This is a genomic window from Pseudomonas sp. MYb60, from assembly GCF_002979555.1.
In the GTDB taxonomy this organism is placed as follows: domain Bacteria; phylum Pseudomonadota; class Gammaproteobacteria; order Pseudomonadales; family Pseudomonadaceae; genus Aquipseudomonas.
In genome coordinates, this window is the sequence record NZ_PCOZ01000018.1 from 1 (window position 1) to 19,012 (window position 19,012).

The window sequence follows — 19,012 nt, forward strand, 5'->3', positions numbered from 1 at the left end:
AGGGTCAGGCAGGGGGGTGAGGTCCTCACGCAGCGAGGCTAGTTGCGTAATGGCGCTGACGAACGTTTTGATTGCGGGGCTGAATCGCTGTTGCTGAAAGTGCTCGGCGGATATTTTCAGCAACTTGTAGCTGCGCCACACCACCAGAGGGTACCTGAGTTTTCCCTGCAAAAAGTTAAGCGCCGTCTGAAATCCGTCCTTGAGCAATCCCGTCAGGCTGTGCCAGTCGTCTGCTGCGTCGTTGACGAATTGGCAGGTGAGCATCTTACCGAGTAAGTGGATGTTGTCGTCAAAGATGCGGGTCAGCAGATTCCCCTCGATAGGGGTGTTGCCTAGGCGAATTTCCGAACCCTGCGGATGAGAGGGGGCTTGCAACAAGTTACGGTAGGTGGCTGCATCGGGATCCTGCAGGCGTCGCAGGACCCACTCCTGCAAGGCCCCCGGCGCACTGATCTGACCGACCAAGTCTTCTTCGCGTTGATATTCCCTGAGCGTGTGATGGGGGCTATAGGGGGCGTACAGGACCAGCGGCCCATCGCTGGGGTCGGACGATCCGATCACATAGATGCCGCGAGCCGCTGCCGGCGTGGCGCCTTCGGTGGAGATCAGTTCCAGGGGCCGGATGGTTGCGCAGGCACCCCTGACGCCTTTACGCGCCAGGCCGTCGGGCATATCGAGCACCTGCTGGATCAAGCTCCAGGCCGTCGCTGACAGGCGCTCTTCAAGTTTTTCCTCGTGGGCATGGCGCAGCAGTTGCCACGGCAGTTGCCGACAGAAACGCGTGCGGCGCTGGCGTGCATCGTCAGAGTCGGCTCCAAGGTGTTTGCGCAGCCAGTCGCCGTAGGTGGTCTCCAGCTCCAACTGCTGGATAATCTGGATCACCGCACTGGCGTTGAGCGTGTCCGGCAGTGGTGTGGCATTGCGCGAACGCGGCTCCAGAAGCCGGCTTTGCAGGTCGGGGTGATGCTGCAGCGCAAAGTCGGTCAAGGTTTGTACATCGCCGTCGAGCGCCCGGCGGCCAGGAATCAGGATGTGTTCGCAATTGAGCGCCTGTCCGGGATAACGCTTGTCGAGCAATGCTGTCAGGCGCTTGGCAACCTGCTCGCGCAATGCCGGTATGCCGTGCAGATAATCTTCGCCGTCCAGGGCGCTGAGGCGTTGTTGTTCAAGCAGTTCAGCATGAACGCGCTGCTCGGCGGGTGTGGCCATGCCCAGCCATACCGGAAGTCCCTGCTGCAAGGTGATCGCGCGGGCCAGCGCCAGGGCTCGCGGCACATTGGTGGGGGCCGCCTGCTGCATCAGCGTATCCAGGCAGTCTTGCAAGGGAAGGGCGTTGAGGTGAAGTGCCAGCAGGTGGTCAACGCCGTCGAGCAGGAAATCTCGGTGGCTTTGCTGGCGGTCTTGTATCAGATCGTCATCGATCCTTTGTAACGGGCCGAGCTGATAGGCCTGGTGCGGTGTGCGCCGGGAAATGGACAGGTTTTCGAGCAGCGGCAAACGTGCTTGCGCGTCGTCCAGGCGACGCTGCAAGGCCCTACGCAACGCCTGGATCGAGGTAAAGGTTTCGTGGCCAAGACGGGGAGTCCAGAGCACGGCTTGACCGGAGCGCTCAGGATCGATGCCACCGCGCTCGGTCAGCACGAAGCAATGGGCCAGGGGGCAGGGGGTCGGGTCATCTCCAACGCTGACGGTCAATCTGAATGCGTCTGGCAGAAAACCGTTCAGTGCGTGGCGCGTAAGGCGCCTAAGGCTGTCAGGGCGCAGGACGGTGTCGAGAATGGCATGGGCGCGAGGGGCCATGGTTTTGTTCAGCACACGCAGCTCAGCTTCCTTGCGCAGGCCCATCATCAGGCTCTGGCTCAACTGGCTTTGCCGGGTCTCGAAAAACAGGTGGGGCAAGGTGCGCACGTCATGGCGTGCAAAGGCGGGCGTCACCGCCGCAATGATCGCGTTGAAGGCGCCCACGGTCAGGCTCTCGATCCTGTAACTGGCGCCCGCCTGGTGTTTGCCGTACAGCCCGGTTCGTGCGGTATCGGTGAGCAATTCTCCCTGGTCTGCCAGGCGTTCGATCAGATGATCGACCATGTTCACTGAATGCTGGGCCAGGCGATGCTCTTGCTCCAGGGCTGAAGTGGCGTAGGTATTGATGTAGATATCGTTGGCATCAAGGTCCAGCTGGCGCTTTTCCAGCTCTGCATTCAGGGCCTGGGCCGCCAGGCGGCGCAGGGTAGGCGCGTGGTCGCGCTGTGCGGTCAGGGCCGCTTCTGCCGCCTGCAAGGGTAAAAGATGTTGCTTGGCCCTCTCTGCCTGTACGGTTGAGGGGCGTCCGTTGCCGCTGCTCACCGGGTGCAGGCTCCAGCGCCCTTCGGCATCCAGTGCCAGTAAGCGGTTGTCGAGCATGTTTCGCACGTCCAGGGCCTGGTCGAGCAGGGCATCCAGGTCGACCACGCCTTCACTGCGCCGAAACAGGCCCAGTGCATAATCCATATTGCTCGATTGCTTGAGCACGATGTCTTTCATCATTGCCATGAAAACGCCGTTGGCGATGGGCAGGCCGATGAATTCGACCTCGTCCAACCCGATGAGCAGGCTGCGTTCGTTGATCGATACTAAATTGAGCAATTCATCCTCATGCCCGGACGCCTTGAGCATCGAGCGCAGGGTGTCCGTCAGGTCGTCCTTATCTTTAAGTACTTGCAGCCCACGGGACTGGCTGTACAAGTAGGCGCAGCCGGCGCTGATCATCAGCGTGCCAGCCAGGTCCACATAGTGTTGATAAGGCGCCTGGATGCGCACTCTCTCGATGCGCAGCCTGGTGGCATAGGCAGTGCGGGCAGCCTGGTCGGGAAGGAACAGGGCGAGCAGCTGGGTGCTTTCGGTTACGGAAAGGATACCGCTCTGGCGCTTTAGCAACAGGTCCAGGCGGAACGTGTCACTCATGAACTGGGCAAATAACTCCAGGCGGGACCGGCCGTTTTCGACGTCTTCGTTCCAGTAGGTCAGCAGCAGGCTGCTGAGCAGTTTAGACAGGATGCCAGCGGTTTGTGTGACCAGGCTTTCCCAATGCTGTAGGGTTTTTTCAGGCCGTGCGTCGCCGCCGGCCTGGCGCAGATTGTAAAAGCGACGCGACTGATCAGCAGGCCAGTCTTGCTGCACGTAGAACTGCAACAGCGCTTCACTCAAGGGCACAGAGGCCACCAGGCGCTTGTCCAGCGTTGACTGTGCGCCGACGACAAAACTGTCCATGCGCGTATCGCGCTGGTCCAGGTCTGGAAAGTACGAACGCCCCATGATGGACAGTAATGTGTCGAGCATCCATGGCAGGGAGGGGGTCTTGCGCAATTGCGCCAGGATTGCATTGAGATTCTGCAGATGCGCCGCGTGAAGTTGCCGCTCCTGGTTTTCCATCACGGCGCCGCTGATCAGTTGAGTTGTAACGGGTAAGGAGGACGCCGTCCGCAGCGCGTCACGCTCGGAAATAGACAGGAACCGCACGAGCTCCAGCCGCTGCGGTGGGTCGTTCAAGCGCTGCGTAATCTGTGTCAGCAAATCAGCGCGGGTATCGAAGACCTCCAGGCCTCCGTAGGGCGTGTAGAGCAACGCCTTGCTGCCATCCGGGCTGGGGCTCATCAAGAAAACACCTGCCAGCGGTATTGAAGGCTGCTTGTCCAGGTCGATCATCAGTGTTTCGACGACCATCGGGGCCTCTCGCATGCGCGGGTTCTGACGCGCCTGATCAGTGGCGTAGTACAACGTGAGCATCCAATCGAGGTCCATTAGCGTCAGCCCCAGGGTGCGCTCACGATCAGAAGGCTTGACCCGTTTGACGGGCAGCAGGAATTCGTCGAAAAAATACGGCGGCGTTAACAGTGTCATGGGCAATCCCTGTCGCGGGTGAACGTTACGACAGGGTAGATTTGTGCCCAACGGCGCCTGCGTTAGATAACTGCTGCCGGGCGGGCGGGCAGGAAAAACGCAGGTTGACAGCAGGCTTGTACCGCGGTGTTAATCGTCGGTCAGGATGCCCGGTTTGTTGCCTCTTCCAATCATAAGAACGGAGCTGCAGATGTCACAGGTCCAAGAGCAGGCGTTGACCTGCATCGGCTTTAGCGAACTGGTGGCGTTGCTTCATCAGGTGTTTGTGCGCCACGGTACCTCGCCGCAGGTCGCTGCAATCCTGGCGCGCAACTGTGCCACTGCCGAGCGTGACGGCGCGCACAGTCACGGCATTTTCCGTATTCCCGGTTACGTCAGCACCTTGACCAGCGGCTGGGTCAACGGCAAGGCGGTGCCCGAGGTAACAGACGTGGCATCGGGGTTCGTGCGGGTAGACGCCGGCAATGGCTTTGCCCAACCGGCCCTCGAAGCCGCCCGTGGGTTACTGGTGGAAAAAGCCCGCAGCGCCGGAATTGCCTTGCTGGCGATCCACAACTCCCATCATTTCGCCGCGCTGTGGCCGGACGTCGAACCCTTCGCCGAAGAAGGCCTGGTGGCGCTGAGCGTGGTCAACAGCATGACCTGCGTGGTGCCCCATGGTGCCGACCGCCCCCTGTTCGGCACCAACCCCATTGCCTTCGCCGCGCCCCGTGCGGATGGCCTGCCCATCGTGTTCGACCTGGCCACCAGCGCAATTGCCCACGGTGACGTGCAGATTGCCGCGCGCAATGGCGAGCGCTTGCCGCCCGGCATGGGCGTCGATGGCCTGGGGCAGCCGACCCAGGACCCCAAGGCCATCCTCGAAGGTGGCGCACTGTTGCCGTTCGGCGGGCACAAGGGCTCGGCCCTGTCGATGATGGTCGAGTTGCTCGCAGCGGCACTGACGGGCGGTAATTTTTCGTTTGAATTCAATTGGGCCGACCATCCTGGCGCGAGAACACCGTGGACGGGCCAACTGCTGATCGTGATCGACCCGAGCAAGACTGCCGGGCAGTCGTTCGCCGAGCGCAGTCAGGAGTTGGTGCGACAGATGCATGCAGCGGGATTGCGGCGTCTGCCGGGGGATCGGCGTCATCGCACGCGGGAACGCTCGGATGAGCGGGGAATAGCAGTGGACGCAGCGGCGTTGTCGCACATACGCCAGTTGAGCCTCTAAAGACCGGCGCACCGGCGATGGCATCATCGCCGGTGCGCCCATCGAATCAGTTACGGCGACACAGCAACAGGCCGACCACCAGGCCAAAACCTGCGGAAATGGCTACGGTCTGCCACGGATGGCCGCCAATGTAGGTTTCGGTGGCATCGACGACAGGCTTGCTGCGCTCACGCACGTTGGACACCGAGTCCAGGGCTTGCTTGAGCTTGATCGCCACCTGTTCGCGTAGGGTTTCACCTTCTTCACCCACCAGGGAGGCGCTGCTTTTGAGCAGTTTGTCCGATTCTTCGATCAGCGCGGTCAGTTCACTGAAAGCCTGGTCCTTGATTTGGTCTTCGACAGCTTGGGCAGCAGATTTACGGGCCATTGTGTGACTCCTTGCGGGTAAATGTGACAGTGAACAATGGAGTGTCGGGCAGCATCAAAAGTTGCAGTTTTTTTGCCTTCGCCGGGGCTCGTGCCAAATCCGAGCCCGGACATTTCGACCTACAGTGTAAGATGTCGCCTATTTGTGCAGCAGGTAATTCAACATGAGCTTCAATCTGGCCAACAAGACCCTCGCCGAACGCGCCGAGCTGGAAGATGAAAAGTCCCGCCTCTACGACCTGTGGCAAACCAATCTGGGCAAGGCCAAGGGCGAAGCGGCACGCTTGTTCGGTGAGCGTGCCAAACGCAAGGGCAAGTGGGCTGAATGGGTCCGTGCAGAACTCGACGGCATGTCGCCGCCCGAGTTCTCGAACATGGTGCGCAGCGAAGTCAACAAGCTGATGGCCGCTAGCAAATAAAGCGCGCAACAATCGCATCACGCCCCCCTGCCTGGCGCCAAGCGCCCGGTTGAAACGGTAGGAGGGGCGCCCCCCCCATTGAACCTGCACCGGCAGCAGGATCGACGGATTACCAGGTGGCAGTGTTGGGCAAGTCCAGCGTCCCGCGGTCCACAAAACGCATCGTGCCAAACAGCCCGCCCGCCAGCTTGCCCCGTAGTACGTAGGGCAGGTTGTTCAAGCTCTGGGTCTGGCTCAGGCCGAGGGTCTGGCGCAATACCGAGAACGCCGAAACACTCACTGGCACCGACAGCACGGTCTCGGAAAAGCGTGGAATGCTGCCGCTCTGATCACTCACCCCCGACGCCAACGGCCGGCCATTGACCTCCAGGTCCAGGGCCACGCCGTTGTAGTCGATCGCCGTCTCGTTGGGGTTTTGCACCCGCAGCTTCACGGCAAAGCGCACTTCCAGTTCCTGGCTTTGCAGCGGCTCGATGCCCACTACATTGATGTTCACCGGGTCATGGTTGGGAAACAGCGCGCAGGCGCTCAAGGTCAGCAGCAGTAGCGATAGAACCATGAGCTTGCGCATCGGTAAGTGCTCCTATTTCGTGACGTCCGGGTCCTGCATCACCTTGAGGGTAGAGGACTCCGGATCAAATTCATCTTCTTCCAGCTCTATGAACTCCTCGGGCAGGAAAATGTTCAGCAGGATTGCACAGAAAGCGCCCACGGTAATCGGCGATTCGAAGATGTTGTGCAGCGCCTTGGGCAGGTCGCGCAACACTTCCGGCACCGCCGCCACGCCCAGGCCCATGCCGAGGGAGATCGCCACGATCAGCACATTGCGTCGATGCAAACCGGCTTCGGCGAGGATCTTGATGCCGGCCACCGCCACGGTGCCAAACATGATCAGGGTAGCGCCGCCCAGCACGGGCTTGGGCATCAGTTGCAGCACCGCACCGATCATCGGGAACAGCCCCAGCAGCACCAGCAGGCCGGCGATGAAATACGCCACGTAGCGGCTGGCCACGCCGGTCAGTTGGATCACGCCGTTGTTCTGGGCGAAGGTCACCATCGGCAGGCTATTGAACGTGGCGGCCATCGCCGAATTGAGGCCGTCGGCCAACAGGCCGGACTTGATGCGCTTGATGTACAGCGGACCCTTGACCGGCTGCTGGGAAATCATCGAGTTGGCCGTCAGGTCACCGGCCGCTTCCAACGGCGAAATCAGGAAGATGACGGCCACCGGGATAAACGCCACCCAGTCGAACGAGAAACCGTATTTGAACGGCACGGGCACGCTGATCAGTGGCACCTGTGGCAACGCGGCCATGTCGACGCGGCCCATCAGCCATGCCACCACGAAGCCCAGGGTCAGGCCGATCACGATCGAACCCAGGCGCAGGAACGGGTTGTCGAAGCGGTTGAGCACCACGATGGTCAGCAACACCAGGGCCGCCAGCCCCATGTTGCTCGCGGCACCCAGGTCGCTGGCGCCGAAGCCGCCGGCCATGTCGGTGACCGCTACCTTGATCAGCGACAGGCCCATCAGGGTGATGATGGTACCGGTCACCACCGGCGTGATCAGCTTGCGCAATTTGCCGATGAACTGGCTGAGCACCACTTCGATAAACGCGGCGAAAAAGCAGATGCCAAAGATCGTCGAGAGGATTTCATCGGTGCCGCCGCCCCGCGCCTTGACCATGAAGCCGGCGCTGAGAATCACGCTGATAAAAGAAAAACTGGTGCCCTGCAGGCACAACAGCCCTGAACCGATAGGGCCGAACTTGCGCGCTTGTACAAAGGTGCCGAGCCCCGACACGAACAACGCCATGCTCACCAGGTACGGCACTTCGCTTTCCAGGCCGAGTACGCCCCCAACAATCAGGGTCGGGGTGATGATGCCGACAAAACTGGCCAGCACATGCTGCAACGCCGCGAAAATCGCGGCGGTGAAGTGCGGGCGGTCTTCGAGGCCATAGATCAGGTCGGATTTATAGCGGGGGCGAGGGGCTTGAGCGTCAGACAAAATGCGGGCTCGGGTCAGAAAATGGAGGCGCAGAATGCCAGAAACTGCCTGACGTCAGAAGTGTAAAAATATATTTATAAAACCCCTACGCCTATCCAACGTGCGTGCCGACGCCTCGTATAGGCCCATATTCCACCGATAACCGGCGGTGGATTTGGACGGGAGGGTGGCGCAGTTGATCGCATCAACTGTGTGGCAAGCCCCCTCCCACATTGGGTTTGTGGTGTGTCAGGAAATCAGTGCTTCCAGGCGGCCGGGTTCACCAGGTTTTTGGGCTTTTCACCTGCCAACGCTTGCAACAGATTATCCACCGCACAGGTCGCCATCGCCTCCCGCGTCTCATGGGTCGCCGAACCGATATGGGGCGTGGCGACCACATTGTTGAGGCGCAACAACGGTGAATGGTGGTCCAGCGGTTCTTTCTCGAACACATCCAGGCCGGCAGCGCGAAGGGTGCGCTGTTGCAGCGCTTCCACCAGCGCTGCCTCATCCACCACCTTGCCCCGCGAGATATTGATAAAGATCGTCTCCGGGCCCATTCGCGCGAATTGTTCGGCGCCGATCAGCTTTTCGGTTTCGGCCGTCAGCGGCAAGGTCAGGCAGACGAAGTCGGCCTCTTCCAGCAGCGCATCCAGGCTGCGGAACTGCGCGCCAAACCGCGCCTCCACCGCCGGCTTGGGGGAATGGCTGTGGTAGATCACCGGCATGCCAAAGCCAAAGTGGCCGCGCTGGGCCAGGGCTTCGCCGATGCGGCCCATGCCGATGATGCCCAAGGTCTTGCCGTGCACGTCGCTGCCGAAATGCGCCGGGCCGATGTTCTTGTTCCACTGGCCGGCGCGCACCATGTCGGCCAGTTCGACCACACGGCGGGCGGTGGCCAGGATCAGCGCGAAGCCGGTGTCGGCGGTGGTTTCAGTCAGCACGTCCGGGGTGTTGCTGAGCAGGATGCCGCGTTGGGTCAGGTAGTCGATGTCATAGTTGTCGACGCCCACCGAGACGCTCGCGACCGCTTCCAACTGTGGCGCCAGGTCCAGCAGCCTGGCGTCCAGGCGCAGGCTCGCACCCAGCAGGCCATGGGCGGTGGGCAGCGCGTCGCGCAGTTGGGCCAGGCCGGTCTCGTCCAGGCTTTCGATCAGCGTGACGTCGGCCTGTTCATGCAGGCGCGCCATCAACGGGGCGGAGAGCTTCTTGTACAGCACGACAGATTTTTTCATGAGGTCTTTACCTTCAATTCCAGGGTTGGCCGCGGCGCGCGTTCGCGGGCCTCGGGCTTGAGGGAAATGGTCAGCACCACCGACAGCAGCAACGCGCCGCTCATCAGCAGGTACGAGGCCCCCGGCGAACCGGTGCTGCTATTGAGGTAGCCCACCAGGTACGAGCCGCCAAACGAACCCAGGGCGCCCATGCTGTTGATCAGCGCCATGGCACCGCCGGCAACGTTGGCGGGGAGGATTTCCGGGACGATCGCAAAAAACGGCCCATACGGCGCATACATGCACGCGCCGGCAATCACCAGCAGGGTGTAGGACCACCAGAAGTGTTCGGCGCCGAGCACGTAGGAGGCGTAGAAGGCGATGGAGGCGATCAGCAGCGGCGGCCACACGAAGCGCTTGCGTTTTTGCAGCTTGTCCGAGCCCCACGACACCACCAGCATAGCGATCACCGCCGCCAGGTAGGGCAATGCCGACAGCCAGCCGGCCTCGACCATGTTCATCTGCAACCCGGCCTTGAGGATCGACGGCAGCCACAGCACGAAGCCGTAGACGCCGATGCTCCAGCAAAAGAACTGCAGCGCGAGAATGATGACCTTGGGCGAACGGAACGCCTCGCCGTAGTTCTTCACCGCCTTGAGGCCCACCTGTTCGGCGGCGAGGGCGGTTTCCAGGCTGTGCTTTTCGCTGTCGCTGAGCCACTTGGCATCCTTGGGCCGCTCATCGGCCAGGCGCCACCAGATAAACGCCCAGAACACGGCCGGCAGGCCTTCGACGATAAACATCCAGCGCCAGCTGTAATGCTGCACCAGGTAGCCCGACACCACCGACATCCACAGCATGGTCACCGGGTTGCCGAGGATCAGGAACGTATTGGCGCGCGAGCGTTCGGCGCGGGTGAACCAGTGGCACAGGTACACCAGCATGGCCGGCATCACGGCGGCTTCGACCACCCCGAGCATGAAGCGGATCGCAATCAGCATGTAGGCATTGGAGACCACGCCGGTCAGCGTCGCCAGGCCGCCCCAGAGGATCAGGCTGACGAAGATCAGTTTCTTGACGCTGCGCTTTTGCGCATAGATCGCGCCCGGCACCTGGAAGAAAAAGTAACCGAGGAAGAACAGCGCGCCCAGCAACGACGACATGCCGGGGGTGATCATCAGGTCTTCCGCCATCCCGGAGGCGGCGGCAAAGCCGTAGTTGGCGCGATCCAGGTACGCCAGGCTGTAGGTGATGAAGACGATGGGCATGATGTACCACCAACGACGGGTGGCGAGTTTCACGGTTTCCATGGGGTTGCTCCTGAGCTTGTTGTAGTTGTGGCAACAGGGTGTGGGTCATGCAACGGATTTAACGGGTAGCTCTGAACGGGTGGGCAAGCCTTCCATGTCGCCACGGCTCTGCACGGCGCGGCTGCCGATCCAGTTGCCGCGCTGCACTGCCTCGGGAAAGCTGAGGTTTTCCAACAGGGCGCTGATCATGCCTACGGCGAAGCCGTCGCCGGCACCGACGGTGTCGACGACGTTGTCCACGGGAATGGCGGCGACAAAGCCGTGGTCCATCTGGGTGCGGTAATAAGCGCCGTCTGCGCCGAGCTTGATCGCCACCGCTTCGGCGCCCAGGTCGAGGTAGAACGCGGCAATGTCCGCCGGATCATCGAAGCCGGTGAGCAGGCGGCCTTCGCCCAGGCCAGGCAAGACCCAGTCGGCCAGGCCGGCGAGCGCATTGATTTCACGGATCATCGTCTGCTGGTTGCGCCACAGCGACGGGCGCAGATTGGGGTCGAACGACACGCTGCGCCCGGCTTTGCGCATTTGCGTCATCAGCTCGACGGACAACTCGCGGGTGGCCTCGGACAACGCCGGCGGAATGCCGGTGGCGTGCACGTGGCGGGCTTGCAACAGCGCAGGGCTGAGCGCAGCGATAGACAAATGACTGGCCGCCGAACCTTTGCGGAAGTACTCCACCTGCGGGTCGGCGCCGGTCTCTTCGCGGGACTTGAACTGGAAACCGGTGGGGTGCAGCGGGTCCACTGCCACATGCCGGCAATCCAGGCCTTCGTTTTTCAACGTATCGACCACATAACGCCCGAGGGAATCATCGCCTACCCGGCTCAGCCACGCGACGTTGAAACCCAGGCGCGACAAGCCAATGGCGACGTTGCTGTCGGCGCCGGCAATACGCTTGTGAAACTGCGCGACCTGGGCCAGGTCGCCCGTCTGCTCGGCGACAAACATCGCCATGGTTTCACCGAACGAGAGGATATCGATCTCAGACATGGGCATTCTCCACGCGGGGTTGGCCCAGCAGGGCGAGGGTGGCGACGTGCTGTGCGGTGACGTCGATCAGGTCATCGCCTTGCAGTGGGAATTCCACGGCCCGGGTAATGCTTTGGGGCATGTGCCTGAGCAATTGTTCCCACAGATGCAGGTCGGTGGCGGTGGGTGGCTGGGCGACGAGCTTGCCGTCGGCGCGACGGGCCACGGCCTTGCAGTGCAGGTAATCCACATGTCGGCCCAACAGGCGTGCGGCGGTGAGCGCGGACTGGTCTTGCCACTGCCAGTTGCCGATGTCGAATGTCATCTTCACCGGCAGGCCCAGGCGTTCGACTTCAGTGAAGAAACGCTGCATCGGCTCGATGCGCCCGCCGTGCAGGGTCTGGTCGTTTTCGACCAACAGGTGCACGGGGTGGCGGGCGAGCAGGGCGTGCAGGCTTTCCAGGTCGTTGGTGTCGGTGAAATAACCCAGCGACACTTTGAGCCAGCGCGCGCCAAACGCCTGGGCGCGATCCAGTGTGGAGACCAGTTCCGCGTTCGGCTGGGCGCGTCCAGCCACCCACAGCTCCAGGGGCGATGAGAACACCGATTCCAGCTGTTGCTGTGCGGCCGCCTGGGCGAGTTCGGCGGGTTGTTCGGTGGTCAGCAGCTCTTCGCGCCATTCGATGCGCTGTGCACCGGCGGCCTTGAGCACATCCACAAAACTCAACTGGGTGTGCTGGCGGACCAGCTCGGCGCCGTAGCTGGAAAGGCTGATGGAGACGGGGTATTTATGCATTGTTGTTTACCTCTGAAACCGGTTTCATTTTTTCTGAAAAAAACACTGCGTGTGTAGGCGCGAGCGTGCTTGCGAAAAACTCACGTGCGCCGCGATAACCCGGATGACCGCGTGATCATTGGCGTTTTTCGCGCGCAAGCTCGCTCCTGCAAGGGGTGGTGGAGCCTCGGACGATCAGTTGGGGCAAGAAATCCTGGGTACGGGTGGGTTCGGTGTCCCCGCGCAGGCGCTTGAGCAGGCAATTGAATGCGGTCGCACCGATGGCATCGGTGGGTTGGGCGAGGGCGGTGATGCCATTGCCGACCAGCGGGTACCAGTCCAAGTCATCCAGAGCGATAAGCCCGACGTCGCCAAACAGGTCGCAGCCCAGATTTTTCAGCGCGCGGGTGCAGGCCAGCGCGGCGACGCCATTGGCGCAGAACAGCGCCTTGGCGCCGGGCTTGGCAAGGAAGGTGTGCAGGTGGTCTTGCAGGGCGTCATCCAACTCCAGCACCGCGCCGGTCAACCGCGGGCGGTTGGCGATCTCGGCCTGGAAACTGTGCAAGCGCTCCAGCCGCGAACTGGTGCCATCCGGCGCTTCGCTGACCAGCAACAGATCGCGGTAACCCTGCTGCTCCAGATGCTCCACTGCCATGCGCACCGCTGCCGGGTTGTCCAGGCCGACCAGGTCGCTGTGCAGCGGCTCGACCTTGCGGTCCACCAGCACCAGGGGCATCTCCCGTTGCAGTTCGAGCAATTGGTCGAGATGGTGGCCGAGGGTGTTCACGATCAACCCTTCGATGTTGTACGAACGCAGCGCCGCCAAATGCTGGCGTTCCTGCTCGTCATCACGGTCGGTGTTGCACACCACCAGGCTGTAGCCGTGCTGGCGGCAGGCGGTTTCGACGCCGTGCATCACCGCAATGGAGTAGGGGTTGCGAATGTCTGCCACCAACATGCCGATCAGGCGGGTACGCCCACGTTTGAGGCCACGGGCCATCTGGTTGGGGCGGTAGCCGAGTTGCTCGATGGCGTGCTCGATGCGCAGCGCGATGGCGTCGGAGAGCAGGGCGCGGTCGTCGCCGATAAAACGCGAGACGCTGGCCTTGGACACACCGGCGTGCTCGGCCACATCAAGCATGGTCACGCGGCTGCGCTGGGCGGCAGAAAAATTGTTCACGGTCATCGACCTTCTGTTTTTATTGGAATGACTGAAACCGGTTTCAGGAAAACATTAAACCAAGAAAGTCGTCAAGCCGTTGTAGGACAAAGTCAGATAGCCGGTGCGTCAAACCACCACACCCAGCCAGGTCGCGAGTAGCAACAACAGCGCCATGCCACGGTTGAAACGCTGCATGGCCTTGGCCGAACGGAACACGCGTGTCGATCCAATGCCCAGCAGCGCCCACGTCATCAGGCAGGGCAGCGAAATCACGAAAAATACCAGTGACAGGTACACCACCTGACGTTGGCGCTCCTCACCCTCGCCTGCAAATACACTCACTACCGCGAGTGCCATCATCCAGGTTTTCGGGTTGATCAACTGCAGGCCAGCGGCGCCGATCAGGCCCAGGGGCTTTTCGGTTGAACTCACGTCAATGGCTTGAGCGGGTGCGCTGAAGAGCTGCCACGCCAGGTAATTGAGCCAGGCGACGCCGGTCCATTGCATGGCCAATTGCACCTTTGGCCACTGCACCAGGGACTGGCCAAATCCGCTGCCCACTAACAACACGAGGCCCGCGGCCCCGGCGCAGGCGCCGAGAATGATCCGTAAGGCGGCTTTGAAACCATGTCGAGCGCTGTTGCTCAGCACCAGAATGTTGGTGGGACCGGGGGTGATAGACGCAACGAAAGCGAACAACATAAATGGCAACAATGTGGACAGCATGCTCGGTGACTCCGCAAAACCAATCGGTGGAGTCGATCTTCTCGGCTCTGCACGTTACACGTCTGGAAGATTTGAGCAGCGCTTGCGGTACGTAGCGGGTGTCAGGCCGTAGGCGCGCACGAACCAGCGGCCAAGGTGGCTTTGATCGGCAAAGCCCAGGGTAATGGCGACATCCGCCGGTGGCTCGCCCTTGGCCAGCAAGTGCCGGGCGCGGGCCAGGCGCAGTTGCACCAGGTAGGCGTGGGGCGCAAGGCCAAAGGCGCTCTTGAAAGCGCGACTCAAGCGAAAGCGATCAACGCCGCATGCCAGGGCCACTTCGTCCATACCCACGTCATGGTGCAAGTGGGCATGCAGGTATTCCCGCGCCTTGTTTGCCACCGAGGGCAGTCGTGGGTCGTTGCGGTAGCGCATACGCCAATAGAGCTGGCCGGTGAGGTGCTCCAGCAACTGGTCCATGGCGCGTTGCCGCACGATGCGCAGTTCACCGCTGTGCAAGGTCTGGAAGGCGTGGCTGGTGGCCAGGGCCAGGCGTGGGTTGCTGGTCAAGGTGCTGGCGAAACTGAGTTGGCTACCTTGCGGCGCCTCTTCGAACACCGCACTGACTTCTCGCGCCAACCAATGCGGGTCGAGGTAGAGCATGTGGTAGGTGAACCCCTCTGCCGTGGGCGCGTCGCCGTCGTGCAACTCGCCGGGCTCCACCAGGAACACTTGGCCGGGTACGCTGTGATGGCGAGTGCGGCGACAGTTGAATTGCTGCACGCCTTGTTCGGTAACCCCCACCAGGTAGCTGTCATGCCAATGCGGGTCGTAGGCGTGGCCTTCAAAATGCGCGCGCAAGGTCTCGATGCCGGTGTCGGCATCCTGAGACAGGTCGATCCAGTTGTGCGCGGCCATAAGACACCGAGGCGGACTAAGTGAGGCTATTAGCGCGCACAGCGTGCTAAGCGTCTAGAAGGTTTGTGCAGCCTCAGCCAAACAGCCCGGCGGCGATATTGATCGAGAACCCCAGGATTGCCGTATTGAACAGAAACCCGATCAACGACTGTCCCAGCACCACCTTGCGCATGCCCCGTGTGGCCACCCCCACATCGGAGGTTTGCACCGCCACGCCGATGGTGAAGGAGAAGTAGAGGAAGTCCCAGTAATTGGGCGTGGTCAGGCCTTCGGCAAAGCGCAGCGCCGGTTCCTCGCCATCCCAGGTGTAGTAGAGACGGGCGTAGTGCACGCTGAAAATCACCCCGATCAGCAGCCACGAACCGATCACCGTCAGCCCGGTGAAGCCGTAATGCAGCAGGCGTTCGGCGCTGGCCAGGTCCTTGCTGCCCACCAGTTCGAAGGTGATGGTCGCCAGGCTGGCAATGGCGGCGATGCACACCGTGAACAGCACCAGGCCGGCGTTTTCGTCCTCGACGTCGGCAATGCGTTTGACGTCCGGGGCCTTGGCGCGGATGGTCAGCCACAGCATCAACACCAGGTAGGTCCAGACCCCGGCGTTCCAGCCAATCAGGATTTTGCTCACAACCCCCTCGACAGGGACCAGCAGGCCCACGGCAATGCCCAGCACGGCGGCGGCGGAAAGGCGAGGGTGGGTGCGGGCGAGGAAGGGCATGTGGACTCACAGCTGGCAGCGTGTGAGCCGACTGTACAGGAATGTGAATGGGGCAACTAACCCCCCTGTGGTAGCAGATTTCCGCGCGAGGGCGGTGCACCCGTCTGCGCATCCGGTGGCTGACCCACCGCCTTCGCAGGCAAGCCAGCTCCCGCACTGGATGGTCGGTGGGTTTAAGATTGTGGAGCATGCAGGCCTGGCGATGTTGGCCGAGCAGGGCATCTGAAGTGGGCACGATTTAAATGTGTCAGCCTTGCCCGCCCCCACAAGGGGGGCTGCAACGTTCGTGCTATCGAGGCTTTTTCTTCACCAGTTTCATTACCACCACAAAGAACACCGGCACAAACACCACCGCCAGTGTGGCCGTGATCATCCCGCCGATCACCCCGGTGCCGATCGCCTGCTGGCTCGCCGAACTGGCCCCGGTGGCAATCGCCAGCGGCACCACGCCGAGGATGAACGCCAGCGACGTCATGATGATCGGCCGCAAGCGCAGGCGCGCCGCCTTCAACGTTGCGCTGATCAGGTCTTCACCCTGGTCATACAGGTCCTTGGCAAACTCGATGATCAGGATCGCGTTTTTCGCCGACAGGCCAATGATGGTGATCAACCCCACCTTGAAGAACACGTCATTGGGCATGCCGCGCAGGCTCACGGCCATCACGGCACCGAGTACCCCCAGCGGCACCACCAGCAACACCGAGGTGGGGATCGACCAGCTTTCATACAGCGCCGCCAGGCACAGGAACACGATCAGCAGCGACAGCCCCAGCAACATCGGCGCCTGGGCACCCGACAGGCGTTCCTGCAACGACAGCCCGGTCCATTCCTGACCAAGGCCAGCCGGCAACAGGCTGACCAGGCGCTGGATTTCATTCATCGCCTCACCGGTACTGTGGCCCGGCGCCGCTTCACCGCTGATGGCGATGGCGGGGTAGCCGTTGTAGCGGGTCAACTGCGCCGGGCCCTGGGTCCACTTGGCCTCGACGAAGGACGACAGCGGCACCATGTTTCCGGCGTTGTTACGCACGTTGATCTTCATCAAGTCCGCGACCTGACTGCGCTGGTCGCCTTCCGCCTGCACCACCACCCGCTGCATACGGCCCTGGTTGGGGAAGTCGTTGACATAGGCCGAACCGATGGCCGAAGACAACACGTTGCCCACGTCCGCGAATGACACGCCCAGCGCATTGGCCTGCTTGCGATCCACCACCAACTGCACCTGCGGCGCTTCGGCCAGGGCGCTTTCGCGCACGTTGGCGAGGATCGGGCTTTTCTCCGCCGCCGCGAGCAATTCGGTGCGTGCTGCCATCAGCGCGGCGTGGCCGACACCGCCGCGGTCCTGCAGGCGGAATTCGAACCCGCTGGACGTGCCCAGGCCATCCACCGGCGGCGGCAGGATCGCGTAGGCAATCGCATCCTTGAGCTCGCTGAAGGCCATGTTGGCGCGCTCGGCAATCGACGCGGCCGAGTCGTCGCCGCTGCGCTCGGACCAATCCTTGAGCGTGGTAAACGCCAGCGCCGCGTTCTGCCCTGAGCCGGAGAAGCTGAAGCCCATGATCATGGTGGTATCGCCCACCCCAGGCTCGCTGGCGTTGTGCGCCTCGATCTGCTCGGCCACCTGCACCGTGCGGTTTTTGCTCGCACCTGGCGGCAGCTGGATATCGGTGATGGTGAAACCCTGGTCTTCCACCGGCAGGAACGAGGAGGGCAGGCGCGTGAACAGCCACCCCAGGGCCACCAGCAACACCAGGTAGACCAGCAGGTAGCGGCCGCTGCGCTTGAGGGCGTAGGCCACCCAGCCTTCATAGCCGTCGGTGAGCTGCTCGAAGCGCCGGTTGAAACCGCCGAAGAACCCGCCCTTGGCGTGGTGTGCATCCTTGGCAATCGGCTTGAGCAAGGTGGCGCACAGGGCCGGGGTCAAGGTCAGGGCCAGGAACGCCGAGAACAGGATCGACGTGGCCATCGACAGCGAAAACTGCTGGTAGATCACCCCCACCGAGCCCGCCATGAAGGCCATCGGCAGGAACACCGCAACCAGCACCAGGGTGATGCCGATGATGGCCCCGGTAATCTGACCCATGGCTTTGCGCGTCGCCTCCTTGGGCGACAGGCCCTCGGTGACCATGATGCGCTCGACGTTCTCCACCACCACAATCGCATCGTCCACCAGGATGCCGATGGCCAGCACCATGCCGAACATGGTCAGCACGTTGATCGAGAAGCCCAGCAACAACATGGTGGCGAACGTGCCCATCAGCGCAATCGGCACCACCAGCGTGGGGATCAGGGTGTAACGCACGTTCTGCAGGAACAGGAACATCACCGCAAACACCAGCGCCATCGCCTCCAGCAAGGTGTAGACCACCTTGGTGATCGAGACCTTCACGAACGGTGAGGTGTCGTAGGGAATCTTGTACTCCACGTTGGCCGGGAAGTAGCGCGACAGCTCGTCCATCTTCGCCCGCACCAGGGTCGCGGTGTTCAGGGCGTTGGCGCCGGGTGCCAGTTGCACGCTGACGGCGGTCGACGGCTTGCCGTTCAGGCGCGTGGAAAACTGGTATTCCTGGCTACCGATTTCCACCCGCGCCACATCGCCGACCCGCACGGTGGAGCCGTCCGGATTGGCCTTGAGCACGATGTCGGCGAACTCCGCCGGGGTCGACAGCTGGCCCTTCACCAGGATCGCCGCGGTGATTTCCTGGGTCTTGGTCCCCGGCAAGTCACCGATGCTGCCGGCCGAGACCTGGGCGTTCTGTGCGCTGATCGCGGCGTTGACGTCGGCTGGCGTGAGGTTGAAACCGATCAGCTTCTGCGGATCGATCCAGATGCGCATTGCACGCTCGGCGCCGTATAGCTGGGCCTTGCCGACCCCGTCGAGGCGCTTGAGCTCGTTCATCACGTTGCGCGCCAGGTAGTCGCTGAGCGCCACGTCATCGAGCTTGCCGTCGTTGGAGGTCAGGGTGACCAGCAACAGGAACCCGGCGGAGACTTTTTCCACCTGCAAGCCCTGTTGGGTTACCGCCTGGGGCAGGCGTGGTTCGACGGCCTTGAGGCGGTTTTGCACATCGACCTGGGCCATCTCCGGGTTGGTGCCCGGCTGGAAGGTGGCGGTGATGGTGGCCGAACCGAGGCTGCTCTGGGACTCGAAATACAGCAGGTGATCGGCGCCGTTGAGCTCCTGCTCGATCAGGCTGACCACGCTCTCGTCCAGGGTCTGCGCCGAGGCTCCGGGGTACACCGCGTAGATTTCGACTTTCGGCGGCGCCACGTCGGGGTACTGGGCCACAGGCAACTGCGGGATGGCCAACAAGCCGGCCAGCAGGATAAACAGGGCGACCACCCAAGCGAAGATCGGGCGGTCAATAAAGAACTGCGGCATG

At 62.1% G+C, this 19,012-nt stretch carries 15 protein-coding genes; 2 read left to right on the forward strand and 13 right to left on the reverse strand.

Annotation, left to right across the window (positions count from 1 at the left end; translation table 11 throughout):
- The coding region (locus CQ041_RS22110) for a dermonecrotic toxin domain-containing protein (protein ID WP_105649056.1) at nt 1–3,876 on the reverse strand (3,876 nt) is incomplete at its 3' end.
- A gap of 190 nt (nt 3,877–4,066) precedes the next feature.
- Between CQ041_RS22110 and CQ041_RS22115 the strand changes: the two genes are divergently transcribed.
- Nucleotides 4,067–5,092 (forward strand): Ldh family oxidoreductase, encoded by a 1,026-nt coding sequence (locus CQ041_RS22115; RefSeq protein WP_105524446.1) that lies wholly within the window; start codon nt 4,067–4,069, stop codon nt 5,090–5,092.
- A 46-nt stretch (nt 5,093–5,138) separates the two neighbouring features.
- Here CQ041_RS22115 and CQ041_RS22120 read toward each other — a convergent pair whose 3' ends face one another.
- Nucleotides 5,139–5,459, reverse strand: coding sequence for a YqjD family protein (locus CQ041_RS22120; RefSeq protein WP_105524445.1), 321 nt, complete (start codon nt 5,457–5,459; stop codon nt 5,139–5,141).
- 163 nt (nt 5,460–5,622) lie between these two features.
- On the opposite strand from CQ041_RS22120, the gene CQ041_RS22125 reads away from it, so the two are divergent.
- On the forward strand, nt 5,623–5,877 hold the full coding sequence (locus CQ041_RS22125) for a hypothetical protein (protein WP_071490635.1): 255 nt from the start codon (nt 5,623–5,625) through the stop codon (nt 5,875–5,877).
- 109 nt (nt 5,878–5,986) lie between these two features.
- Here CQ041_RS22125 and CQ041_RS22130 read toward each other — a convergent pair whose 3' ends face one another.
- The 11 genes from CQ041_RS22130 to CQ041_RS22185 all read right to left on the reverse strand — a co-directional run bounded on the left by CQ041_RS22130 (nt 5,987) and on the right by CQ041_RS22185 (nt 19,011).
- Nucleotides 5,987–6,448, reverse strand: coding sequence for an LEA type 2 family protein (locus tag CQ041_RS22130; RefSeq protein WP_105524444.1), 462 nt, complete (start codon nt 6,446–6,448; stop codon nt 5,987–5,989).
- A 12-nt stretch (nt 6,449–6,460) separates the two neighbouring features.
- Nucleotides 6,461–7,888 carry a nucleobase:cation symporter-2 family protein gene (locus tag CQ041_RS22135; RefSeq protein ID WP_105524443.1) on the reverse strand — a complete coding sequence of 476 codons (1,428 nt, stop codon included), beginning with the start codon at nt 7,886–7,888 and terminating at the stop codon, nt 6,461–6,463.
- A 236-nt stretch (nt 7,889–8,124) separates the two neighbouring features.
- Complete coding sequence (locus tag CQ041_RS22140) at nt 8,125–9,102, reverse strand: NAD(P)-dependent oxidoreductase (RefSeq protein ID WP_105524442.1); 978 nt, start codon at nt 9,100–9,102, stop codon at nt 8,125–8,127.
- Nucleotides 9,099–10,391 carry an MFS transporter gene (locus CQ041_RS22145; protein ID WP_105524441.1) on the reverse strand — a complete coding sequence of 431 codons (1,293 nt, stop codon included), beginning with the start codon at nt 10,389–10,391 and terminating at the stop codon, nt 9,099–9,101. Before CQ041_RS22145 ends, CQ041_RS22140 begins: the two co-directional genes overlap by 4 nt.
- Nucleotides 10,392–10,436: 45 nt before the next feature.
- Nucleotides 10,437–11,378 (reverse strand): sugar kinase, encoded by a 942-nt coding sequence (locus CQ041_RS22150; protein ID WP_105524440.1) that lies wholly within the window; start codon nt 11,376–11,378, stop codon nt 10,437–10,439.
- On the reverse strand, nt 11,371–12,153 hold the full coding sequence (locus tag CQ041_RS22155; protein ID WP_105524439.1) for a TIM barrel protein: 783 nt from the start codon (nt 12,151–12,153) through the stop codon (nt 11,371–11,373). The genes CQ041_RS22150 and CQ041_RS22155 overlap by 8 nt, the downstream gene beginning before the upstream one ends.
- A gap of 115 nt (nt 12,154–12,268) precedes the next feature.
- Nucleotides 12,269–13,318 (reverse strand): LacI family DNA-binding transcriptional regulator, encoded by a 1,050-nt coding sequence (locus tag CQ041_RS22160; protein WP_105524438.1) that lies wholly within the window; start codon nt 13,316–13,318, stop codon nt 12,269–12,271.
- A gap of 102 nt (nt 13,319–13,420) precedes the next feature.
- Entirely contained in the window at nt 13,421–14,020 is a 600-nt protein-coding gene (locus CQ041_RS22165; RefSeq protein ID WP_105524437.1) for a LysE family translocator, read from the reverse strand.
- A gap of 54 nt (nt 14,021–14,074) precedes the next feature.
- A complete protein-coding gene (locus CQ041_RS22170) occupies nt 14,075–14,914 on the reverse strand; it encodes an AraC family transcriptional regulator (RefSeq protein WP_105524436.1) in 840 nt (279 codons plus the stop codon).
- Between the two features lie 73 nt (nt 14,915–14,987).
- Nucleotides 14,988–15,629, reverse strand: coding sequence for a DUF1345 domain-containing protein (locus CQ041_RS22175; RefSeq protein ID WP_105524435.1), 642 nt, complete (start codon nt 15,627–15,629; stop codon nt 14,988–14,990).
- A gap of 289 nt (nt 15,630–15,918) precedes the next feature.
- Nucleotides 15,919–19,011, reverse strand: a complete 3,093-nt coding sequence (locus CQ041_RS22185; RefSeq protein WP_105524433.1) for an efflux RND transporter permease subunit — start codon at nt 19,009–19,011, stop codon at nt 15,919–15,921.
- Between the last annotated feature and the right edge of the window lies 1 nt (nt 19,012).

What these genes read in the sequence shown, in the direction of transcription:
- CQ041_RS22115 (WP_105524446.1), top strand. Translation starts at nt 4,067, where the DNA reads ATGTCACAGGTCCAAGAGCAGGCGTTGACCTGCATCGGCTTTAGCGAA.
- CQ041_RS22120 (WP_105524445.1), bottom strand. Translation starts at nt 5,459, where the DNA reads ATGGCCCGTAAATCTGCTGCCCAAGCTGTCGAAGACCAAATCAAGGAC.
- CQ041_RS22125 (WP_071490635.1), top strand. Translation starts at nt 5,623, where the DNA reads ATGAGCTTCAATCTGGCCAACAAGACCCTCGCCGAACGCGCCGAGCTG.
- CQ041_RS22130 (WP_105524444.1), bottom strand. Translation starts at nt 6,448, where the DNA reads ATGCGCAAGCTCATGGTTCTATCGCTACTGCTGCTGACCTTGAGCGCC.
- CQ041_RS22140 (WP_105524442.1), bottom strand. Translation starts at nt 9,102, where the DNA reads ATGAAAAAATCTGTCGTGCTGTACAAGAAGCTCTCCGCCCCGTTGATG.
- CQ041_RS22145 (WP_105524441.1), bottom strand. Translation starts at nt 10,391, where the DNA reads ATGGAAACCGTGAAACTCGCCACCCGTCGTTGGTGGTACATCATGCCC.
- CQ041_RS22150 (WP_105524440.1), bottom strand. Translation starts at nt 11,378, where the DNA reads ATGTCTGAGATCGATATCCTCTCGTTCGGTGAAACCATGGCGATGTTT.
- CQ041_RS22155 (WP_105524439.1), bottom strand. Translation starts at nt 12,153, where the DNA reads ATGCATAAATACCCCGTCTCCATCAGCCTTTCCAGCTACGGCGCCGAG.
- CQ041_RS22160 (WP_105524438.1), bottom strand. Translation starts at nt 13,318, where the DNA reads ATGACCGTGAACAATTTTTCTGCCGCCCAGCGCAGCCGCGTGACCATG.
- CQ041_RS22165 (WP_105524437.1), bottom strand. Translation starts at nt 14,020, where the DNA reads ATGCTGTCCACATTGTTGCCATTTATGTTGTTCGCTTTCGTTGCGTCT.
- CQ041_RS22170 (WP_105524436.1), bottom strand. Translation starts at nt 14,914, where the DNA reads ATGGCCGCGCACAACTGGATCGACCTGTCTCAGGATGCCGACACCGGC.
- CQ041_RS22175 (WP_105524435.1), bottom strand. Translation starts at nt 15,629, where the DNA reads ATGCCCTTCCTCGCCCGCACCCACCCTCGCCTTTCCGCCGCCGCCGTG.
- CQ041_RS22185 (WP_105524433.1), bottom strand. Translation starts at nt 19,011, where the DNA reads ATGCCGCAGTTCTTTATTGACCGCCCGATCTTCGCTTGGGTGGTCGCC.